A 22,650-nucleotide genomic window follows, 5' to 3' on the forward strand; every position below is an offset into this window, starting at 1 on the left:
CGCGGGGAGCACCACAGATGAAACTGCACCAGTTGCGCGTCCTGCTCGCGCTCGCGCAGCACGGCAGCATGCACGAGGCATCGCGCAGCCTGCACATCTCGCAGCCGGCGCTTTCCAAGGCGATTGCGGAACTGGAGCGCGAACTGGGCGTCACGCTCATGTCGCGCTCGGTGCGCGGCGTGAGCCTCACGAATTACGGGCGCGCGCTCGCGAAACGCGCGAGCGTCGTCGAACAGGAGCTGCGCCACGCGCTGGAAGACATCGAGGGCATGCGCGGCCATGCCGAGGCGCAATTGAACATCGGTTTTTCCGCCGTGGCATCGAGCGGGCCGCTGCCCGAATCGATCGCCGCGTTTCGTGCGCGCTTTCCGGGCGTGGCGGTGCATGCCTATGAAATGCGGCCGCAGCAGATACTCGAAGGGTTGCGCGAAGGCCGCCTCGACCTCGCGCTCATCTCGACGAACAGCGGCCCCGGCACAAGCGCGTTTCAGTGGGAGCCGCTCTTTTCCGTGGGCATGGTGCTCGCCACGCGCCCCGGCCATCCGCTCGCGCGCGCAACGCGCCTGCGCGATCTGCTCGAGGCCGACTGGCTCACGCTCGACCCGCTGGACGATCCCGGCAGCCCGCTCGCGAGTCTCATGCGCGTCAATCGCCTCGACATGCCCAGGCGCGTCGTGCACAGCGTGTCGAACCTGCTCGGCCTGCAGCTCGCGACCTGCACGGATGTGATCAGCATGTGGTCGGATTTCGTGTTCTACGGCATGAACGGGCCGCTCGTTCTCCAGCGCGACGCGTTGCACATGCTCCCCATTCGCGACGAGTTGCCCGACTTCCACGTATTCATGGTCTACCGGTCCACGGACCTGATGACTCAGGCGTGCACCGCGTTCAGCAAGGAGATTCGCCATCGCAGCCGCACGATGGTCTCGCCGCGCGCCGCCGCGTCCGGCGCGGCGCGCACGCGCAAAACGGCGGGCGGGGCCGCGAAGTTACGTGTGGATCGCTAAGGCTCAATCTTGTTTCGCACCCGCCTCGCACGTCGAGACGGCCTTCCTCCACGGAGTCATGGTAAGCGGGCGGCGGCTTCACACCGTTCATCGCCGTCGCGCTGGTGGGCTTTGGCGGCGGTACGCGGCACCTCGTCGGCGTGCTCTGGCGCTACGTTTGAACAACGGCTCACGAGCGCGTGAGCGCTGCACGATCGCCCGTCATGCGTGCGTTGCCCGCCACCGCGAGTCCCGCCGTGGCCAGCGCTTCGCGTGCATGTCCGCGTATATCGTCGACGGCATATTGCGCATCGGCGTTGCGCACCCATGCGCGCACCAGCAAGCGCGCGCCGCCGCCGGACGGGTAGCTGTCCACGGCGACCGTCGGCGCAAGCGTCGTGCCGCCCTGCACGCGCGGTTCGGCGCTAACCATCTCCTTGAGCTTGCCGATGGCCGCGTCCACCTGGTCGCGCCGCGCGAGATCGACCGTGACGTCGATTCGCTGCGTGCCGCCGCTGCTGTAGTTGATGACCGGATTGCTCCAGATCTGGCTGTTCGGCACGAATACGACGTTGCCGTCGCCGCGCTCGATGCGCGTCGTGAACAGCCCCACTTCGCACACGATGCCGGCCGCCGCGCCGCTGCCTTCGATCACATCGCCGGCGCGAAACGGGCGCAGCATCAGCAGCATGATGCCGGCAGCGATGTTTTGCAGCGTGCCTTGCAGCGCGAGGCCGATGGCGAGGCCGGCGGCGCCCAGCGCGGCGAGCACGCTAGCCGTGGCGATACCCACTTCGCTGAGCGCGGCGACGAGCGCAATCACGCGCACCGTCCACGCCGCCATGCCCGCGAGCATCGGCGCGAGCGTCGGATCGGCGTGCGAGCGCGCCAGCATGCTCGCGAACACGTGCGCCACGCGATTGGAAACCCACCAGCCGACAACGAGGATCAGCACGGCAACAATCACATTCATGACGTCGTGCGTCATCGTGGCGAGCAGCGAGGGTTGCAGATGGAACAGGCGGTTGAGGAAATCGTCCATGATCGGGAAGCAACGGGTTGCGATGGGGGCGAGGCGCGCACGCATTGCGCACCCCACCGAACCCGGCAGCAGTCCGCATACCCGTAAGCTTTGAAAGCATGGGCCTCGCAAGCCCCATCGATCCGGCACCGTTGCGCCCGCAACGATCTCCCGCCCTTCGGCGCTAGAAGTCCACCGCATCGCGAATGATCGGGCACGTCATGCAGTGGCCGCCGCCGCGCCCGCGCCCCAGTTCCGCGCCCACGATGCTCACGACCTCGATGCCAGCCTTGCGCAGCAGCGTGTTCGTATAGGTGTTGCGGTCGTAAGCGAACACCACGCCGGGCGAGGTGCACACGAGGTTCGCGCCGCTGTCCCATTGCGTGCGTTCGCGCTGGTAGTCGTTGCCGCCCGCTTCCACCACGCGCATTTTCTTGATGCCGAGCGCCGCGCTCACCACCTCGACAAAGGACTTTTTCTCCTGATGCAATTCCACACCCGCCGGATGATCGCTGGGCCGGTACGTGAATGTCCGGGTACGCGCGAGGAAATCCGGCGCGATCAGCACGCAGTCGCGATCGGCAAACGTGAAGACCGTGTCGAGGTGCATGGCCGCGCGAATTTTCGGCATCGCCGCCACGATCACCTGCTCGGCGGCGCCCTTCTCGAACAGCGTAGCGGCGAGCTGGCTGATCGCCTGGCGCGAGGTGCGCTCGCTCATGCCGATCAGCACCGTCTTGTTGCCGATGGGCATGACATCGCCGCCTTCGAGCGTCGCCATGCCGTGGTCCTGCGTGGGGTCGCCCCACCACACGTTGACCTTGCCCGCGAAGTCGGGATGAAACTGGTAAATCGCCGCGGCAAGAATCGTTTCCTCGTGCCGGGCGGGCCAGTACAGCGGATTGAGCGTCACGCCGCCGTAAATCCAGCAGGTGGTATCGCGCGTGTAGATCGTATTCGGCAGCGGCGGCAGCAGATATTCGGTGGAACCGGCCGCTTCGCGCACGACCTTGAGCGCCGCGCCGCCATGCGCTTCCGGGAAATCGTGGATCGAGAGGCCGCCCAGCAAGGTCTCGGCCAGCTTGCGATCGTCGAGCCCGTCCAGATAGCTGCGCAGTTCGTCGATGAAACCCAGCCCGACCTGGTTTGGCACGATCTGATTGTCGAGAATCCACTTCTTGCCCTCGGGCACGGCAACGGTTTCGGCGAGCAGGTTGTGCATTTCCACGACTTCGACGCCGCGGTCGCGCATCTTCGTGACGAAATCGAAATGGTCGCGTTTCGCGTTGTCGACCCACAGCACGTCGTCGAACAGCAACTCGTCGCAATTGCTCGGCGTGAGGCGCGAGTGCGCCATGCCAGGCGCGCACACCATCACCTTGCGCAGTTGCCCGACCTCCGAGTACACACCAAACGCGCTCTTTTCCTTCGCCTTTGCCTTGTCGCCCTTCGCGGCTTTGCCCGCCTTTTCAGGCTTCTCTACCTTCTCGCCCTTCTCACTCTTGCCACCGCCCTTCGCCTTGGACATATCGATCTCCGCTCGTTCTCGTTAGACCGCCATGGTTCCCGTGGCCAGCGCAACGACGCCTACGATGGCCGCGGCGGCCGCCACGATGAAAATGACCCAGTCGCTCGTCCGCTGGAAGACCTTCAGCTTGCGCTCGCGCCGTGCAATGAAATACAGCACGGTGCCCGGTGCGTAGAGAATCGCCGATAGCAAAATGAACTTGAGGCCGCCGGCAATAATCATGAACAACGTGTAGATAACCGCGACCGACGCCAGGGCGAGATCTCGCGTGCGTTCCTCGGGCCGGACCTCGTAGCTCTCGCCTCGTTTCGAGACCATCCACCCGTAGGCCGCGACGAACAGGTAGGGAATCAGCGACATCGCGCTCGTAAGATTGAGCATCAGGGCGAACGCGTCGTACGAAAAATAGGTACTTGCGACCAGGATTTGCACGACGATGTTCGTGATCCAGAGCGCATTGGCCGGTACGTTGTTGGCGTTTTCGCGCGCGAACACGGCCGGCATGTCCTGATTGCGCGCCGCCGCGAACATCACCTCGGCGCAGATGAGCGACCACGCCAGATACGCGCCCAGCACCGAAACGATCAGACCGATGCTCACAAAAATTCCGCCCCACGGACCGACCACGCTTTCGAGCACGGCCGCCATGGAGGGCTGGCGCATGCCCGCTACGTCGCCGCGCGGCAGCACGGCGAAGGGCAGCATGGAAACGAGCACCATAAGCGTAGTCACGCCGGCGAAGCCGAAGATCGTTGCGCGCCCGACGTCCGCCCGCTCTCTCGCATAGCGCGAATACACGCTCGCCCCTTCGATGCCGATAAAGACGAATACGGTGACGAGCATGGTCGCGCGCACCTGGCCGATGATGCCGCCCTCTTGCGCCGCGGACTCGATATTCAGGTGGAAAGTGCCGTACTTGAACACGAACAGCAGGATCACGATGAACACCACGATCGGAATGACCTTGGCGAACGTCACGATGGTGTTGATGAACGCGGCCTGCTTCACGCCGCGCAGAATGAGAAAGTGAAAGAGCCAGATGCCGATCGAAGCGACGACGATGGCCGTGACCGTATTGCCTTCGCCGAAAATCGGGAAAAACGCGCCCAGCGTGGACTTGATCAGTACCCAGTACGAAACGTTGCCGATGCAACTGCCTATCCAGTAACCGAACGCGGAAAGGAAGCCGGGGTAATCGCCAAAACCCTCTTTGGCATAGACGAACACACCGGCGTCGAGGTTCGGCTTGCGCTCCGCGAGCGCCTGAAACACGCGTGCGAGCGTGTACATGCCCACGCCCGCCACGAGCCACGCAATCGCCGCACCGACCGGCCCCGTCGCACCGGCGAAGGTTCGCGGCAGAGAAAAGATTCCGGCGCCCACCATGCCCCCAACTACCATCGCGGTCAACTGCACGCGACTCATCTTCTGCTCGGTATCGGCCATCGGTTTCCTCGCTGGTTGTTCGGAACTTCGCTTTATCGGGCGGCCGGCGCACCGCCGCTCAGGCTTCAGGGACCTGCAGGGTCACCGCGTCACGCGCACCGAGTTGTTGCCGAGCAGCACGCGTACGCGGTCGCCTGGAACGAACTGCTGATCCGCATCCTGGACCACCGACATCAGTTGCCCCGAATCCAGCCGCACGACGATTTCAAGGCCTTGCCGCTGCGTGACGCGCTGCTCGACGGCATTGCCTGCCGCGCCGCCCAGCACAGCGCCGCCGATGCCCGCCGCAACGGCACCCGTGCCGCGCCCGATGTTGCTGCCAGCCGCGATGCCGCCGAGCGCGCCGCCGGTTATCGCGCCGATGCCCGTTGGACCCGGCTGAATCGTGACGGGCCGCACGGTTTCGACGGTACCGAGTTCGATCACGAACACCTGCTGAGCCTGGGCCGGCGTGAAGACAGAGCCTGAAGTCGGCGCCTCGCAGCCTGAAAGCGCGACCGAGACAGCCACGGAGCCAAGAAGTGTTGCAGCGAGATATCGCATGACATTCCCCCTTAATGCGGCGCGTTGCGGATTCGCTAATTCATTCGGCCTGTTTGCTAACGATTGCACGGATATTCATTAGCGAACATTCAGCCGATAAGTACCCGGTGAATTACCGCTTTCCATCCATCCTCCGGACACCTGAAGAACATTATGGAATACGATTCGCACATGATGTATTCAACGTGACATTCGTTCGAGAATAGTTCAGCAATTCAATGTGGCGCGCATTTTTTCCGCGATTTCCCGCGCTCGCATTACGGACCGGTCAGAGATCAGAAAAAGGCTCGAACATGAAATCGACGGATGACCAGAAATTGTCGCTGCCGGTACTGACGGCCATGGTCGTGGGATCCATGGTCGGCGCCGGCATCTATTCGCTGCCGCGCAACTTCGCACTCGAAGCGGGACCGACGGCCGCCGTCATCTCATGGTGCATTGCGGGAGGCGGCATGTATATGCTGGCCCGCGTCTTCCAGCTGCTCGCCGAAATCCGGCCCGACCTCGACTCCGGCATCTTCGCCTATGCTCGCGACGGCTTCGGCGGCTACGCCGGCTTTCTTTCCGCGTTCGGGTACTGGATGGCCGGTTGCTTCGGCAATGTCTCTTATTGGGTGCTGATCAAATCCACGCTCGGCGCATTCGTGCCGGCATTTGGAAACGGCAATACGCCGATTGCCATCGCGGTTTCGTCGGTCGGCATATGGGCATTTCACTGGATGCTGTTGCGGGGCATTCGGCAGGCCACGCTCATCAATGCGATTCTCACCGTCGTCAAGATTTTGCCGATTTTCGTCTTTATCGGCATTTTGAGTGTCTATGCCGGCGCGGAGCCATTTACGGACAATCTCGCTCAAAGCACGAGCGGGCTTGTCCCGCAGGTCAAAGGGACCATGCTCGTGACAGTATTCGTGTTTCTCGGCATCGAAGGAGCCAGCGTGTATTCGCGCTACGCGAAAAAGCGCTCGGACGTGGGTGCCGCCACGGTACTCGGCTTCGCCTTCGTGCTGTTGCTGCTCGTGCTCGTGACACTGCTGCCCTACGCGCATCTCATGCGCGCGGAGATCGCCGCCATGCGGCAACCTTCGATGGCGTCGGTGCTGGGCGCCGTCATCGGTCCGCGAGGTGTGGTGTTCATCGGCGGCGCGCTGATCGTCTCCGTGCTCGGCGCCTATCTCGCATGGTCGCTGATCTGCGCGGAAGTGCTGTACGCCAGCGCGAAAGCGGACGCCATGCCCGCCATCTTCGCACGCCGCAACGCGCGGCAGCTTCCCACCGCCGCGATCTGGCTCACGAGCGGCGTCGTGCAGGCCTTCGTCATCAGCACGTACTGGTCCACTGACGCCTTCTCGCTCATGCTGCGCCTCACGAGCGCCATGGCGCTCATCCCCTACTTTTTCGTGGCGACCTTCGGACTCAAGGCCATCCGCGCACTGCCGCAGTCGGCCATGAGCGCGCGAACGCGCATGCAGCGCTATGCCACCGCGGGCATCGCCACGATTTATACACTGTTCCTCCTTTACGCTTGCGGGGTGGAACTGCTCGTCATGTCTGCGCTGCTCTACGGGCCCGGCAGCCTGCTGTACATCTGGGCCCGGCGCGAGCGTGGGCAAGCGTTTTTTTCCCGGCCCGAGTGGTGCGCATTTCTCGTGGTGATGGGCGGTGGACTCGCCGCGATCTTCGGGCTGAGCCCCTCCGCATGGCGTTAGCCGCGCGCCATTGCGCCCGCCCGTATCCATCGGCCTTGTGACTGCGTTTCGCCTCATCGCCGCCATTGCGGCATCCCAACGTTCGACAGCGAGGAACCATGCCTATCAGCTACGCTTTGCGCAAGGCGCAGCTTGCAGCGGTCGAGCAGCGCGCGATGAAGATTTCCATCTACGTCGTGTGCCTCGGTTTCGCGGCCAACGTCGGTTATGGCTTCATCGTGCAATCCGATACGCTGCTGCTGACCGCCATTTTTTATCTGCTCAATCTCGTGAGTTCCGCGCTTGGATTGCTCGCAGCCACCGTGATCAGCCGGCCGGCGACGACGCGTTTCGAATATGGCTACTGGTTCCTCGAACCGCTCGTGAACGGCATCAACGGTCTCATGATGCTGCTGGTTTGCGTGTATGGCTTCGTGAACGGGCTGGAAGGGATACGGTCGGGCGGCCACGTGGTCGATGCGCACGGCGTGATCCTGATCAGCGTCGCGAGTTGCGTGATCTGCTTTGCCATGGTGGTCTACAAGAAGCGCGCGGCCGCGCAAATCAATTCCAAGCTGCTCAAAACCGACGGCTGGAAATGGATCATGAAATTCTCATTCAGCGCGGCCACGCTGCTCGGCTTTTTTGTCTATTCGTTATTGCCCGAAAACTTTCAGGATTTATGGGCGCGCTATGTCGACAGTGCCATGACCGCGGGGCTCTCGTTGATATTTCTCTCGGCGCCCGTGAAAATCGTGCGCACCAGCTTTGCCGAATTGCTGCATATGAGCCCCGAAGAGAACAATCCGCGTGCGGAGATCGAGAAAGCGCTATCGAAGCTCGAACGCGAGCTTGGCATTCTGCGCCATCACACGCATGTCATTCAGGCGGGCCGGCGCAATTTCGTCGAAGTCAGCGTGCTGGTCGGCGCGGCGTCCGCGTTAAACGACCTCGCCTCGCAGGACAGATTGCGCGAACGCATCTGGGAAACGCTCAGCGCGAACCCGCTGGAAAACCGCCTCACCGTGCAGATCACCGCGGACCCGCGCTGGGAAGACGGACGCCAGCCGGGATGACACGCGCCTCACCAGAACGCACTCAACGAGGGCGACAGTTCCAGCGGCGTCCCCGTTTTTTCCCAGCCGCCTCCCATCGCTCTGAAGAGCGCGATCTGCGCGCTCAGTTCGCCGACCCGCTCGCGCACCAGCGCCGCCTCGCTGTCGGCGAGCGCGAGCTGCGCGCGATCGACATCCATGCGCCCCACCTCGCCCACGCGCAGTTGCGTTTGCACCTTGCCCAGCAGCGTGCGGCGCTGCGCCACCTCGTCATTGCGCGCGGCCTGCAGCTGCGTCTGCCGCGATAGACGCGTGAGCGCCTGCTCGACGTCGAACAGCGCCCCGCTAGCCGCCTTCTCATAGGCGATTTCCGCTGCGCGCGCCTGGGCGTCAGTTGCCTGCACGCGCGACTCGCGCGCGCCGAAGTCGATGAGCGGCATCACCGCCGCCGCGCCGAACAGCCATAACGTGCTCGTCCCGAGCGACTGCCCGGCGATTTCCCAGCCATTGCGGGCGAGCACGGCGCTCAACGAGAACGTCGGCCAGTAGTTCAGGCGCGCGACGTCGGCCTGACGCAGGCTCGCGAACAGGCGGTCGCGCGCGGCGATCAGGTCCGGACGCCGTTCGAGCAAATCGACCGGCTGCCCCGGCGCGATGGCGGGCAGCGCGTGCGGCAGGCCCGTGGTCTCGTCGAGCACGTCTGCCAGTTCGCCTGGCCTCGCCGCGCAAATCTGCTCGATGGCAAGCCGCGCCGCCACGATTGCGCTATTGACCTCCTGTTCGCGCGCCTGAACCTGCGCCAGCGCCGCGCGCGCCGCGTCGATATCGGTACTCAACACCACGCCGGCCAGGAAACTGTGCTGCGCAATCACGACGAAGTCCGCTGCGATCTCGCGGCTTTGCACAATCAAGCGGCGCTGCTCGATCAACCCGCGGTAGGTCATGTAGGCGTCGGCCACGGTGGCGACCACGGCGAGCCGCGCGGCCTGCGCATCGCCCGCCGCCGCGAGCGTCATCGCGCGCGCGGCGGCAAGACGCGCGCGTCCGCGGCCGAATACGTCGATTTCCCACTGCGTCTGCAAGCCCACGCGCCAGAACTGCGCATCGAGATCGGTGATGCCGAGAAACTTCGCGAATTCGAGCTGCGTTTCGCCGCCGTGGAATTTGGCGGCCTCCACACCCACGCCGATGGTGGGCAGCAACGCCGAGCGCGCCGCGAGGATGTTCGAATGCGCGTCGTCCACGCGCGTAGCCGCGAGCGCCAAATCGTAGTTGTGCGCCAGCGCGCGTTGAATCAGCGTGTCGAGCGCAGGGTCGTCGTACTGAAGCCACCAGTTCGCAAGCTGGGTTTCGTCGAATGACTGCGCGTTCGCAGTATCGGCTTCGTTCGATTGATATTGCGCGGGCAGCTCGGGAGGGCGATCCAGTTTCAACGGGCCGCTGCATCCGGCGAACACCGCCAGCAGCACGGGGGCGATGCGTCGCACGGCCGGCCACGCGCCCGGCGTTGCATTCGCCGCAAACGGAACCTCACCGCGTTTCATGATGGGCTCCGTGCGCGCCGTTCGAATTGCGCGGCGCTATCTCGTCGCTGCGGATCGAGAAGAACTGCACGTAGAGCGCGGGTACCGCCGCCATGGTCAGCACCGTCGCAAACGCGAGCCCCGCCATCATCGTGATCGCCATATCCTTGAAGAACGGGTCCCAAAGCAGCGGCACCATGCCGAGTATCGTCGTGCCCGCCGCGAGCGCGACCGGGCGCAGGCGGCTCTTGGAACCGTCGATCACGGCCCGCATGCGCGGCACGCCGGAGGCGATCTGCAGATCGATTTCGTCGACGAGCACGACACCGTTCTTGATCAGCATGCCGATGAGGCTGAGCAGCCCGAGCAGCGACATGAAGCCGAACGCACCGCGAAAGAGCAGCAGCCCGATCGTCACGCCGCAGATCGACATCGGCACGACGAGCAGCACGATGAGCGCGGGCTTGAGCCGCCCGAACATGAACAACACGAGCAGCAGCATGCCGGCAAAGCCAATCGGCAATTGACGGAACAGACTTTCCTTCGCCTTGTTCGACGACTCGTACTCGCCGCCCCACTCGAGCCGGTAACCGGGCGGCAACCGGATCGCCTCGACCGGCGCGCGAATGCGATCGAATGCCGCCACGCTGTTTTCGCCATAGCGCGTGCCCGCCGATACGGTCAGCGTGCGAATGCGGTCGCGCCTCGAGATCAGGCCGTCTTCGGTGCCGTATGTGATACCGGTCAGCACGTCGGCCACGGGAACGTAGCGCCGTTGGCCGAGGCTGAAGATCTGCAGGCCCGCCACGCGTTCGATGCCGCTTTCGCTGGAAGGCTCGTTGAGCACGATCGGCAGCAGCAGGTCGTTGTCGCGGAAGATCCCCACACGCAGGCCCTCGGTGGCATACGCGAGCGTGTCGTTGAGCTGCCGCCGCGTCACGCCGAGCGCGCGGGCACGCGTGTCGTCGAATACCGGCCGCACCACGTTGACCGGGTTTTCCCAGTCGTTGCGTATCGATTGCAAACCTGCGTCCCGGTGCAGCACGGCCTCGGCCTGTGCGCCCAGCGAGCGCAATACCGCGGGATCCGGGCCGAGAAAGCGCGCCTGGATCGGCAGCCCGCTGGAAGGCCCGAAGTTCGGGCGCGTGACCGACCAGCTCACGTCGGGAAAGCGCTTGCGCAGTTCCGTATCGAGTTTGGGGATCATGCCGTCGATGCGCGAAGCGTCGTCCATCGTCACGATGAACTGCGCGTACGACGGGTCCTGGGTCTCGGGGTCGTAGACCAGAATGAAACGCGTCGCCCCGCCGCCGATGTAAGTCCCGACGTTCACCACGCCTCGTTGCGCGAGCAACAGTTTCTCGGGGCCTTTGGTTCGCTCCATGACCGTGCGAATGTCGGCGCCGCGCGGCAGACGCATATCGACGTAAAAAATCGGATTGGTGGACGCCGGAAAGAAACTCTGCTCGACGAACCGGAAGCCCCAGACGCAAACTACGAACAGCACCACCATCGAGGCGATGACCCAGACGCGCCGGCGCTCGACCCATCCGAGCAGCCGCCCATACCGGCGATACAGCGGCGCATCGAACGGGTCCTTTTGCTCCCCTTGCGCCTTGCGGAAGAAATAATAGCCAAGCAACGGCGTGAGCGCGATTGCGATGACCCAGCTCAGCAACAGGGAGATCGCCGCGACCGCAAAGAGCGAAGCACAGAACTCGCCCACCGCATCGGGCGACATGCCGATGCCTGAAAACGCGAGAATGCCGACAACCGTCGAAGCCAGCAGCAGCCACTGCCCCTGCTTGAGCACCTGCGCCGCGGCCTCGACATGCGAAAGGCCCCTTTGCACGCGCACGAGCATGCCTTCGCACACGACAATGGAGTTGTCGGTCAGCATCCCCATCACGATGATCAGCGCGCCGAGCGAAATACGCTGCAATTCGATACCCGCCGCGTACATCACGAACAGCGTGCCGAGAATCGAGAGGAACAGCTCGATGCCGAGCACCACACCGGCGCGCCATCCCAGCCCGATACCGAGTGCCACCGTCACGATGCCGACGGAGAGCATGACGTCGAACACGAAGCCGCGCACGGCCGCATCGACGGCTTCGGGCTGATCGTAAAGCACATGCAACTCGATGCCCAGCGGCCTCGCGCGTTCGAGCGCCTGCATTTTGGCCTTCACTTCCTCGCCGACCTTCACGACGTTCACGCCCGAGCGCGCGCTAATGCCGATTGTCAAGGCATCCTGGCCGTTATAGCGGATGGCCTGCGTGGGCACGCTCGCGTAGCCGAAACGGACCCGGGCCACGTCGCCAAGCTGCAGTTCGCCTGGCGTCGTGCCAATGGGCAACGCGCGAACGGCGGCGAGCGTGTCGAGCGTGCCGGTGGGGGAAAGACGCATGAGCTGGTCGCCCACGCGCTCGCGTCCCGCGCTGCGGATTTCGTTCTGCACGCCGAGCGCCTGCGCAATGTCGTCCGACGAAAGATTGTTTGCGACCAGCAAGGACTGGTCGGCCGTGATCGTGACCTGCTCCTGCTGATTGCCGGCGATGACGATATCGGCCACGTCCGGAATGGTGAGCAACTCCTTGCGCAGGTCGCGAGCGTAGTCGAACAACTGCGACTGCGAATAGCCCTTGCCCGTGATGGCATAAAACATCCCGTACACGTCGCCGAAGCGGTCGAACACGATAGGCGGCCCCGCTCCCGGCGGCAAACGCGGCGTCACGTCGTTCACCTGGCGGCGCAACTGCTCCCAGACCTGCTGCAACACCTTCGACGCATACTGGTCGCGAATCTGCACCCGGACTTCCGAGTAACCCGCCATCGAACGCGACCGGATGAAATCGACCTGCTCCAGTTGCTGAACGGCGCTTTCCATGCGGTCAGTCACCTCGCTTTCGACCTGCCTCGCGCTCGCGCCAGGGTACAGCGTCACCACCACGGCGGTCTTGATCGTGAACTTCGGGTCTTCGAGCCGCCCGATGTCGATGTACGCGATGATGCCGCCGATCAACGACACCAGCGCAAGGGTCCAGGCAATCAGGGGCTTCTCGATTAACGCTCGCGCCAGGTTCATGGGTTCGTTTCCAGTGGGCGAACTTCTTCGCCTTCGGACACGAACTGCGACCCGGCGGCCACTACCTGATCGCCTGCACGCAACGCCCCGCTCACCACGGCGTCGTTCTGCCGGATCTCGTGCAGTTCGACTGCCGTGCGCTGCACGCGATGCGTTTGAGCGTCATATTTCCAGACCGCGCGGCTGCCGTCCGCGGCAACCGTCAACGCGTTCACCGGCACGGTCAAGGACGACTGCGCAGCAGCCGAGGCCGGCACGTCGATGCTCACGCGCAACGCCATGCCGGGCAGCAGCGTAAGCTGCTCGGGCCGCGCAAGCGAAAACAGCAGGCGATACACACTGCCCGCGGGCGTCGAAACGGTGGAGTGCTCGCGATACACGAGCGGAAAGATCGTCGATGGCCGATCGGGCGGCCACGCCCGCGCCCGCAGCGCGCTGCCGAACGGAAGCGTTTCGGCGACGTTCTGCGGCAGCGCCACGCCCACTTCCAGCCGCGCAGTCGCTTCGAGCGTGAAGACGGGAGCGCCTGCCTGCACCACCTGCTGCGTTTCGATGGTCCGCCGCGCGATGCGGCCGTCGAACGGCGCAAGTAGCTGGGTATTGCGCAGGTCGCGGCGCGCGAGATCGCGTTGCGCGCGCGCCATCTCGACCGCGGCCTTCAACTGATCGTAGGCCGCACCGGAGAGAATGTTTTCGTCGTGCAGCGCGGACTTGCGCTTGAGGTCTTCGGCCAGCTGATTGTATTGGGCGTCCGCGCGCTGCACCTGAAGCCGGTAGGGCTCGTCGTCCACGCGGGCGAGCAGTTGGCCTTGCCGTACGCGCGCGCCGTCGAGCACCGCGATCTGCACGACGCGTCCTGGCACTTCGAATGCGATGGCGGAAACATTGGTCGTCTCGACCTGACCGGAGAACACGCGCAATGCGCTCGCGGCGCTGGTCCCGACGCTGACCAGTTCGACCATGCGCGGCTCGCTCTTTTGCGCGGTTGGCGCGGGCTTGCCACAGGCCGCGAGCACGGCGGCAGCGAGCACGGCGCACGCGCAACGACGAGCGCACGCGGACCGCTGCATCCCCGGTCTTGCGTTTGCGATTGAATCTGAAAAGGCATCCTGACCGCTCATTCTTGCCCTCGCAATCAGTTGTCTCGTCATCGGCCGGCCGAATGCGCGTACACGCGTTAGCTAACGTTGCACAGCGAATGACCGATGCAAAAGTCAAACGATCTGACGCGAAGTGAGCATAACGGATTCTCTCGGGACGAATTTTGAACGCGTCACGCTTGCGCGCAATGGCTGCGCCGGAGGCAAACTACCTTTCGCCGCCTCGATTGCCCCCCATTTTAATCGAGCAGGCGGAGCAACTTATGCCTCAGAGGTACGCAGAAGCGCCGGCCGATTCCCGTCACGATGCATTCAAAGCTTACCGGACGGCGGCGGCGCCGCTCGCCCGCCCGATACATTGGGCTCCTGACTACTATTGACTATGGGCACAAAAAGCGAGAGCGTATTGGCGTGGCATCAGGTTCGCTGTTGTCTCGATCAGATCAACAATCCGAGGTAACCATGTGGATCTTCCGTGTCGATGAACCTCGTCTTGGGGTCATCCGTATTCGAGAATGGCGCCGCCGCGCGCATCACACAATCGGCCTTCTCGTCATGCTGCTGGGCGGCGCCACCCTCGGGCTGATCGCGCTCGATCAGTCCGGCAACTCGGCCGCACCATGAAACCCGCCGCTCCTGCACCGCACCGCCTGCCTCATCTGCCTTTCCTGCAAGGACTTCTGCCCTTCGATCCCGCGCAACTGCCGCACGACATCATCGCCGGGATCACGCTGGCGGCACTCGGCATTCCTGAAGTAATGGGATACACGAAAATTGCCGGCACGCCCACCGTTACGGGCCTCTATACGATCCTGCTGCCGCTCGTGGCGTTCACGCTCTTTGGTGCGTCGCGTCAACTGGTCGTCGCGGCCGACTCCGCGACTGCCGCCATTCTCGCGGGTACGTTGACGGCCGTCGCCGCGGCAGGCAGCAAGGACTATGTCGCCCTGACGAGTAGCGTTGCCTTGACGGTCGCAGTGATGCTGCTGATCGCGCGTGTTTTTCGTCTGGGTTTTCTGGCCGACTTTCTTTCCCGCAGTGCGCTGATCGGATTCCTGACCGGCGTCGGCATCCAGGTCGCGGCAGGCGAGCTTGCCGGCCTGATCGGGCTCGCCAGGCAGGGGCATGGTCCGTTGATGCAGGTCGCATCCGCGTTGCAACGCGTGGCCGAGGCGAACTATCCGACCACGATGCTCTCGATCGGCGTGCTCGTGGTGATCGTCGGCTGCAAGCGCTTCGTGCCTCGCGCACCGGGTGCGCTGATCGCCGTGATCGGCTCCATCGTGGCAAGCGGCGTGTTCAATTTCGCCGGACATGGCATCGCGGTGACGGGCGAAGTGCCCGGTGGACTCCCGTCATTGTTCCTTCCACCGTTGCATATGGGCGCGATCAACCAGGTCCTGGTAACGGCAGCCTCATGCTTCATCGTCATCATTGCCCAGAGCGCGGCAACGGCACGCGCGTACGCCAACCGCTATAACGAGAGGGGCGACGACAACGCCGATATCATCGGGCTCGCGGCCGCCAACGCGGCAGCGGCTTTCACGGGAACGTTCGTCGTGAACGGCAGCCCGACCAAGACCGAGATGCTCGACGACGCGGGCGGCCGCACCCAGGTCGCCCACCTCACGACAGCCGCTATCGTGCTGCTGGTGCTGCTATTTCTCACGAAACCGCTGAGTCTGCTTCCTGCCGCTGTGCTGTCGGCCATCGTGTTCATGATCGGCGTAAAACTGATCGACGTGAAAGGCATGGCCGAACTGTACCGCATGCAGAAGGACGAGCTGGTCGTGGCTCTGCTGACCGCGGGCGTAGTCGTGTTCGTCGACGTGATGCACGGCATTCTTGCTGCCGTCGTGCTGTCACTGATCGCGCATGCGCGCCACAGCTACCGCTTGCGGACCCGGGTGCTAACGCCAGGCCCCGGCGATAGCTGGATCGCGCGACATGTCGAGCCCAATCTGCTCGCCGCGCCCGGTATCGTCGTCTACCGTTTCGAAGCAGACCTGTTCTATGCGAACACCGGCCGATTCACGGAAGAGGTGCTGAAGCTTGTCACCGAAGCGAGTCCAGGACTGCGCTGGGTGGTGATCGACGCATCGGAGATCAACAACATCGACTACACGGCAGGCAAGACCTTGATTCAGCTGGGCGGCGAGCTCGACAAGCACGGCGTGGGCATAGCCGCGGTCGCCCTCCCCACAGGCGTCCGACACGAAATCGAGCGGTACAAGGCGTTGCGTATGACCGGCGTGCATCGCGAGGTCTTTGCAACAGTCGAGGCCGCAATCGAAGCACTACGCGAACTTCCACCGCCTACTTCCTCATCTTCTCAGGGCGGGTCGTTTGAATCGAACAAGGAGTGATGCGTGCCTGATTCCGCTAACGCAAAGCGCGCCGCCTCCGGAGCGGATCTCGCTGCCCCGGCTACACCGGCAGTGCAGGAAGACCCATCCACACTATTTGCGGGGCGTGGCTCGCTCGCCGATCGCGTCAGACGGGGCAAGGCGGCTCGCCGGGAAACGCCGCGCGAGAAGCTCGCCGAATGCAAGATTGCCGATCGCGACCCGATCGCACTGCTCGACGCTTCCAATGTGGGTCGGGTGACGGAATTGATACCCATCCGTTATGGACGGATGGTCGCGAGTCCGTTCGCGTTCTATCGCGGTGCGGCGCCGCTCATGGCATACGATCTGTCGAGGCTGCCACATTCCAGCGTGATCGTGCAATTGGGTGGCGATGCGCATCTGGCCAACTTCGGACTGTTCGCAAGCCCGGAGCGGCGCATTCTCTTCGGCCCCAACGACTTCGACGAGACGCTGCCTGGACCGTTCGACTGGGATGTGCGCAGACTCGCGACATCGTTTGCGATCGCTGCGCGCGAACGCGGCTTTGGCCTGCGTGACCAGCAAGGCATCGTGCGCCGGTTGTGCGGAACGTTCCGCCAACGGCTCGCCGACTTCAGCCGCATGGACACGCTCGACGTCTGGTACTGCCAGTTCAAGGCGGCGAGCATGCTGGCCATTGCCGATTCGGTCGACGAAAGGAAGAAGGAACTGGCCGTCATCGAAAAGGCGAGCCAACAGTCGTCGCGTTCCGTAATGAGTCATGCGACCGAGATAATCAATGGCAAGCTGCGGATCAAGGAAGTCCCTCCGCTCGTGTACCACGTACCGCTGGAGAGCCCGCATGACAGCAAGCAGTACGACGCGATGGTACGGCGCTTCTTCGCCGACTACCGGCTGACGCTTCCCGACGACAGGCGCGCACTGTTCGATCGATATGAACTGGTGGATGTCGCCATTCGTGTCGTCGGCATCGGGTCGGTCGGAACGCGTTGCTATGAGGCGCTTTTCATGGCCGACGGCGAGTGCCCGCTTTTCCTTCAACTCAAGGAGGCACGTGCTTCCGTACTGGAGGGTTATCTGCCGCCGAGCCGCTACCCCAATCATGGTCAACGGGTGGTCAACGGGCAGCGTCTGCTGCAGTCTGCCAGTGACATTTTCCTCGGCTGGTCCAAGATGCGCCACACCGGCAACGACTTCTATGTGAGGCAATTGCGCGACATGAAGGGCGCATTCGACTTCACGACATTCGACGTTGAAGATCTCGGCGAGTATGCGGTTTCCTGCGCCCACGCTTTGGCCCATTCGATGGCGAAGGCAGGCGATCCCGCGTTGCTCAGCGGATATGCCGGCAAGTCGGCGGCATTCGACGAAGCCATCGTGCGCTTCTCGCTCGCCTACGCAGAACAAAATGAAACAGACTGGGCAGTTTTGAAAGCGGCAGTCAAGGCGGGACGCATTCAGGTCATTCGTCAATAGGATTCGAGCGCCCCTTACCGATCAAGGGCCTGGTTGCCTGCGAAAACGGGCGTATTCGGCCCTCGCGGCGGCCCTCGCAGCCTGCGCGCCGGTTCAGCGAGTACCACACGCCGCCATCGCGCCCTGACCCGTACTGTTCAGCGTCTCCACAACTGTACCGGTACTGTACCGAAGACAGTCGATAAACTGGTTCCGTCGATTCTGTTTTCTCTTTCCGGAGCCCCTCGCATCATGCTGCCCGAAATGCTCAGCGCGCTGCCCGCCGGCATGCTCTTCGTCGTGGTCACGAGCATCACGCCCGGCCCCAATAACACCATGTTGCTCGCTTCCGGCGTCAACTTCGGTTTTCGTCGCACAGTGCCGCACATTCTCGGCATTAGCGCGGGCGTTGTCGTGCTCATGCTCTCGGTGGGCTTCGGGCTTGGCCAGGTGTTCCGGCACGTCCCGTCGCTCTATACCGTGCTGGAGATCGTGAGCATTGCGTACCTGCTTTATCTCGCGTGGAAAATCGGCACCTCGGAAGACCTCAAGGTGAAGCGCGGCGAGCACCGGCCCATGCGCTTTCATGAGGCCATCGCGTTCCAGTGGGTCAATCCCAAGGCGTGGATGATGGTGCTCACGGCCGCCACCACGATCCGCCTTTCCGCGAACTTCGGCACCAATACGATGGCGATGGCCTTCCTGTTCTATGTGATCGGCCTGCCCTGCATCTGCATCTGGGCCGCGTTCGGCACGGGCATGCGGCGTTTTCTGTCGAATCCGCGGCGGCTGCGCGCTTTCAATCTCTTCATGGCGCTTTCGCTGCTCGTTTCGCTGTACCCGATGTTCGTGCACCTGCTGCAACATTAAGACGGGCCGCCGCCCTTTCCCGGTTCAAATACCGCTTCAAACGCTACAATCGCAACCGGGAAACATGGGCGGCGGAGTCACACTTTGTCTGAGTTTGAAGCGGGTTTTATTCTCACCCGCCATTGGCGCGATACAGGCGAACACACCGAGGTCGACTTCTGGCTCGCGACCGACGCGGGGCCGCGCCAGCTGCGCCTGCGTCCCCAGCCCTCTGTCGCATTCGTGCCGGCCGCCCAGGAAGCCGAGGCCCGCGCCGCGCTGAAAGGCGACGCACGCACCGAGCTACGCCCGCTGAATCTGTGCGACTTCCAGCGCCGCCCGGTGCTGGGGCTTTATTCGCCGCAATACCGCGCCCTGGCGGGGAACGCAAAGCGCCTCGCCAAAGCGGGCGTCGACGTCTACGAAGCCGATATCCAGCCGCCGGAGCGCTACATGATGGAGCGCTTCATCACGGCGCCCGTGCTGTTTCGCGGCGATGCGGGTAGCCAGGGCGAAAGCGGCGTGCTGCTCGACGGCGAGATGAAACCCGCCAACGGCTATCGCCCGCAGTTGAAACGGGTATCGCTCGACATCGAAACCAGCGCGCAGGGCGAGCTTTATTCGATTGCGCTCGAAGGCTGCGGACAACGCCAGGTCTATATGCTCGGCCCCGCAAATGGCGACGCGAGCCAGGTCGACTTCGACTTCGAATACTGCGAAAGCCGCGCGCAGATGCTCGAACGCCTCAACGCTTGGATGGCGAAGCACGATCCCGACGCGATCATCGGCTGGAATCTCGTGCAGTTCGATTTGCGCGTGTTGCACGCGCACGCCCAGCAAACCGGCGTGCCTCTGCGTCTTGGCCGCGGCGGCGAGGTCATGGAGTGGCGCGAGCACGGCATGCGGGAGAATCACTTCTTCGCAGGCGCCGCGGGCCGCCTCATCATCGACGGCATCGAGGCGCTGCGCTCGGCCACCTGGAGCTTTCCGTCGTTCAGCCTCGAATACGTCGCGCAGGCGCTGCTCGGCGAGGGCAAGTCGATCGACAATCCGTATCAGCGCATGGACGAGATCCAGCGCCGCTTCGACGAAGACAAACCCGCGCTGGCCACCTACAACCTCAAGGACTGCGAGCTGGTGACGCGCGTCTTCGAGAAAACCGGGCTGATGGCCTTTCTGCTCGAGCGCGCGTCCGTCACGGGGCTTCCCGTGGATCGCAGCGGCGGCTCGGTGGCCGCGTTCACGCATCTGTATCTGCCGAAAATGCATCGGCTCGGTTACGTCGCGCCGAATCTCGGCGACGTGGCGGGCGAAACCAGCCCCGGCGGCTTCGTCATGGACTCGCGCCCCGGCATCTACGATTCGGTGCTCGTGCTCGATTACAAGAGCCTCTACCCGTCGATCATCCGCACCTTCCTGATCGATCCCGTCGGGCTCATCGAAGGTCTGGGCAGCCCCGGCGACGAAGCGTCCGTGCCCGGCTTTCTCGGCGCGCGCTTCTCGCGCGAGAAGCACTGTCTGCCGGAAATCGTGCGGCAGGTATGGGAGGGCCGCGAACAGGCGAAGCGGCAGCACAACGCCCCGCTTTCCCAGGCGCTCAAGATCATCATGAACGCGTTTTACGGCGTACTCGGATCAACGGGCTGCCGCTTCTTCGACCCGCGCCTCGCCTCTTCGATCACGATGCGCGGACACGAGATCATGCGCAGAACCCGTCAGCTCATCGAGGCGCAAGGCTACGACGTGATCTACGGCGACACCGACTCGACCTTCGTCTGGCTCAAGCACGCGCACAGCGAAGCCGACGCCGCGCGAACCGGCAAGCAGCTCGTCGAGCACGTCAATGCCTGGTGGAAGACCGAACTGCAGGAACGCTTCGGTCTCCAAAGCGCTCTGGAACTGCAGTTCGAACGCCATTACTCGCGCTTTCTCATGCCCACGGTGCGCGGCGCGGAAGAAGGCAGCAAAAAGCGTTACGCCGGCCTCACGCTTGCGAAAAACGGCGGCGTAGAAGTCGTGTTCAAGGGCCTCGAGACCGTGCGCACCGACTGGACGCCGCTCGCGCAGGAGTTCCAGCGCGAGCTATACCGGCGCATTTTCCAGCGCGAGCCCTATGTAGAGTACATCCGCGACTATGTGCGGCGCACGCTCAATGGCGAACTGGACGACCAGCTCGTCTACCGCAAGCGCTTGCGGCGGCCGCTCGTCGAGTACCGGCGCAACGTGCCTCCGCACGTGCGGGCGGCGCGCGTCGCGGACGAGTTCAATCGCGCGAAAGGCCGCCCGCTCCAGTATCAGAACGGCGGCTGGATCAGCTACGTGATGACGACCGCCGGCCCCGAGCCGCTCGAAACGCTGGGTTCGCCGCTCGACTACGCGTTCTATGTGAGCCGCCAGCTACAGCCCGTTGCGGACGCAATCCTGCCCTTCCTGCGCGAGGATTTCGATACGCTGATGTCGGGGCAGCAGAGTTTGTTTTGAACGCGCGCCCTAGCGTGCGCGCTCGATAAACCGCCACAGCGCGTCGTCCGTCGAATACGGCGCGTTGAAGCGAAACCACGCGCTCGGTTCGTCGTCGGGCCTGAAATAGGAGCCGGGCGCCAGCCAGATGCCGTCGCGCAACGCCGCCGTGGCGATCGCGCCGGCCCGTTCGGGTTCGATGGCAAGGCGCGCCCACACGAAGAGGCCCGCGCGCGGCCGGTGGAATATCTCGAGCCCCAGCGCGTCGAGCCGCTCCTCCACGCATGCATGCGCGGCCTTCAGCCGTTCGTTGACGAGTTCGACATGGCGCGCGTGGCGCCCTTCGAGCAAGACCTTGTCGACGATGCGCTCGATGGTCTCCGACGACGTGAGCCCCACCGCCATCTTCGCGCGCGCGAGCTCGCGCAGCACATCGCGCTCGGCGACCACATAGCCGCAACGCAGCGAAGGCGTGACCGTCTTCGAAAAGCCGCCGACGTACAGCACGCGCTGCAAGCCTTCCATCGCCGCGAGCAGCGGCGCGCCGGGCGGCGCAAGCTCGCGGCTCACATCGTCCTCGACGACCCACATGCGCTGGCGCTCGGCGATCTGCAGCAAGCGGAAGGCGTTGGACATCGCAAACGTCGCGCCGGTGGGATTCTGCAGCGTCGTATTCACGAAGATCGCCTTCGGCTGGTGCGCCGCCACCCGGCGCTCGAGCGCCTCGATGTCGAGCCCGGCGGGCGTGCGCGGCACGCCGTGCACCGTGAGCCCCGCGAGCTTGAGAATCTGCAGCAGATTGCAGTAGCCGGGGTCTTCCACGAGCACCGTGTCGCCGGGCCTCAGCAGCGTCCGCACGATGAGGTCGAGCCCCTGCGTCGCGCCCTGCGTGAGCAGGACGTTCGACACCTCCACAGGCAGCCCCTGGCGGTCCAGCTGCGCCGCGATGCGCTCGCGCAGCGGCGCGTAACCGTATGGGTGCCCGTAGTCGCCAAGCCGCACGGCCGGCACCCGGCTCATGGCGCGCAAGGCGTGCTGCAGGCCGCTTTCGTTGATCCATTCGCCCGGCACCCAGCCGCAGCCCGCCTTGATCGGCACCGAATGGTCGGCGAACACGTCGGAGAGCAGCCAGGTCGCCGTCAGCGTGGGCGGCTGCCAGAGCGTCGCGCTCGCCCGCGCCGACTCGTTGCGGGGCGCCACGCGGTAGCCCGAGCCGCGCCGCGCGACGACGAAGCCCATCGAAACGAGGCGGCTGTACGCCTCGGTCACGGTATAGGTCGATAGCTCGTGGGTTTGCGCGAGCTGCCGCACCGAGGGCAGCAGCGCCCCGGCGCGCAGCGTTTGCGCTTCGATCGCGCGCGTGAAGCCCTGCACGAGCTGCTCGACAAGCGTCGTCGTGACGCCGCGGCCGCGCTCCAGTTCGAGTTCGATCATGGGAAAAGCAAGCGTATAGTGCGAGGGAAAACCCGTACGGGTCGAAGCCGCCGACCAATACAGTTGGCGAGAATTGTCCAGCACGGTTTGCAGATCAGTATAGAGACTGTCTATGCCGTCGTTCAA

At 64.0% G+C, this 22,650-nt stretch carries 16 protein-coding genes; 8 read left to right on the forward strand and 8 right to left on the reverse strand.

Annotated features, from left to right (window positions below; all coding sequences use genetic code 11):
• Positions 1-17: 17 nt before the first annotated feature.
• On the forward strand, positions 18-1,007 hold the full coding sequence (locus tag C7411_RS12965; RefSeq protein WP_110384692.1) for a LysR family transcriptional regulator: 990 nt from the start codon (positions 18-20) through the stop codon (positions 1,005-1,007).
• Between the two features lie 169 nt (positions 1,008-1,176).
• Here the strand turns inward: C7411_RS12965 and C7411_RS12970 are convergent, their stop codons facing one another.
• From C7411_RS12970 to C7411_RS12985, 4 genes are all read right to left on the reverse strand, one after another.
• A complete protein-coding gene (locus tag C7411_RS12970; protein WP_110384693.1) occupies positions 1,177-2,028 on the reverse strand; it encodes a mechanosensitive ion channel family protein in 852 nt (283 codons plus the stop codon).
• A 163-nt stretch (positions 2,029-2,191) separates the two neighbouring features.
• Entirely contained in the window at positions 2,192-3,382 is a 1,191-nt protein-coding gene (locus C7411_RS12975) for an arginine deiminase (protein WP_243413145.1), read from the reverse strand.
• A gap of 174 nt (positions 3,383-3,556) precedes the next feature.
• Positions 3,557-4,981: a basic amino acid/polyamine antiporter gene (locus C7411_RS12980; RefSeq protein ID WP_110384695.1), complete on the reverse strand. Its 1,425-nt coding sequence runs from the start codon at positions 4,979-4,981 to the stop codon at positions 3,557-3,559.
• An 81-nt stretch (positions 4,982-5,062) separates the two neighbouring features.
• Entirely contained in the window at positions 5,063-5,524 is a 462-nt protein-coding gene (locus C7411_RS12985) for an outer membrane lipoprotein (protein ID WP_110384696.1), read from the reverse strand.
• Between the two features lie 293 nt (positions 5,525-5,817).
• On the opposite strand from C7411_RS12985, the gene C7411_RS12990 reads away from it, so the two are divergent.
• Together C7411_RS12990 and C7411_RS12995 are read left to right on the forward strand one after the other, a co-directional pair.
• Positions 5,818-7,233: a basic amino acid/polyamine antiporter gene (locus tag C7411_RS12990; protein ID WP_110384697.1), complete on the forward strand. Its 1,416-nt coding sequence runs from the start codon at positions 5,818-5,820 to the stop codon at positions 7,231-7,233.
• Between the two features lie 98 nt (positions 7,234-7,331).
• Positions 7,332-8,288, forward strand: coding sequence for a cation diffusion facilitator family transporter (locus C7411_RS12995; protein ID WP_110384698.1), 957 nt, complete (start codon positions 7,332-7,334; stop codon positions 8,286-8,288).
• A gap of 8 nt (positions 8,289-8,296) precedes the next feature.
• On the opposite strand, the gene C7411_RS13000 is transcribed toward C7411_RS12995, so the two are convergent.
• The 3 genes from C7411_RS13000 to C7411_RS13010 are packed head-to-tail and all read right to left on the reverse strand — an operon-like array spanning position 8,297 to position 13,909.
• Entirely contained in the window at positions 8,297-9,811 is a 1,515-nt protein-coding gene (locus tag C7411_RS13000) for an efflux transporter outer membrane subunit (RefSeq protein WP_110384699.1), read from the reverse strand.
• Positions 9,798-12,878, reverse strand: a complete 3,081-nt coding sequence (locus C7411_RS13005; RefSeq protein ID WP_110384700.1) for an efflux RND transporter permease subunit — start codon at positions 12,876-12,878, stop codon at positions 9,798-9,800. The genes C7411_RS13000 and C7411_RS13005 overlap by 14 nt, the downstream gene beginning before the upstream one ends.
• On the reverse strand, positions 12,875-13,909 hold the full coding sequence (locus C7411_RS13010; RefSeq protein ID WP_243413137.1) for an efflux RND transporter periplasmic adaptor subunit: 1,035 nt from the start codon (positions 13,907-13,909) through the stop codon (positions 12,875-12,877). Before C7411_RS13010 ends, C7411_RS13005 begins: the two co-directional genes overlap by 4 nt.
• Positions 13,910-14,440: 531 nt before the next feature.
• On the opposite strand from C7411_RS13010, the gene C7411_RS13015 reads away from it, so the two are divergent.
• The 5 genes from C7411_RS13015 (at position 14,441) to C7411_RS13035 (ending at position 21,111) form a co-directional block, all read left to right on the forward strand.
• Entirely contained in the window at positions 14,441-14,602 is a 162-nt protein-coding gene (locus C7411_RS13015; protein WP_243413138.1) for a hypothetical protein, read from the forward strand.
• On the forward strand, positions 14,599-16,344 hold the full coding sequence (locus C7411_RS13020; protein ID WP_110384701.1) for a SulP family inorganic anion transporter: 1,746 nt from the start codon (positions 14,599-14,601) through the stop codon (positions 16,342-16,344). Before C7411_RS13015 ends, C7411_RS13020 begins: the two co-directional genes overlap by 4 nt.
• A 3-nt stretch (positions 16,345-16,347) precedes the next feature.
• Positions 16,348-17,802, forward strand: a complete 1,455-nt coding sequence (locus C7411_RS13025; protein ID WP_110384702.1) for a DUF2252 domain-containing protein — start codon at positions 16,348-16,350, stop codon at positions 17,800-17,802.
• Between the two features lie 231 nt (positions 17,803-18,033).
• Positions 18,034-18,651: a LysE family translocator gene (locus C7411_RS13030; protein WP_110384703.1), complete on the forward strand. Its 618-nt coding sequence runs from the start codon at positions 18,034-18,036 to the stop codon at positions 18,649-18,651.
• Between the two features lie 84 nt (positions 18,652-18,735).
• The gene (locus C7411_RS13035; RefSeq protein ID WP_110384704.1) at positions 18,736-21,111 is read left to right on the forward strand and encodes a DNA polymerase II; all 2,376 of its coding nucleotides are present in this window, start codon (positions 18,736-18,738) and stop codon (positions 21,109-21,111) included.
• A 9-nt stretch (positions 21,112-21,120) separates the two neighbouring features.
• On the opposite strand, the gene C7411_RS13040 is transcribed toward C7411_RS13035, so the two are convergent.
• The gene (locus C7411_RS13040; protein WP_110384705.1) at positions 21,121-22,524 is read right to left on the reverse strand and encodes an aminotransferase-like domain-containing protein; all 1,404 of its coding nucleotides are present in this window, start codon (positions 22,522-22,524) and stop codon (positions 21,121-21,123) included.
• Positions 22,525-22,650 lie beyond the last annotated feature (126 nt).

Origin of the sequence: Paraburkholderia silvatlantica, assembly GCF_003096715.1 — a bacterium.
GTDB lineage: Bacteria > Pseudomonadota > Gammaproteobacteria > Burkholderiales > Burkholderiaceae > Paraburkholderia > Paraburkholderia silvatlantica.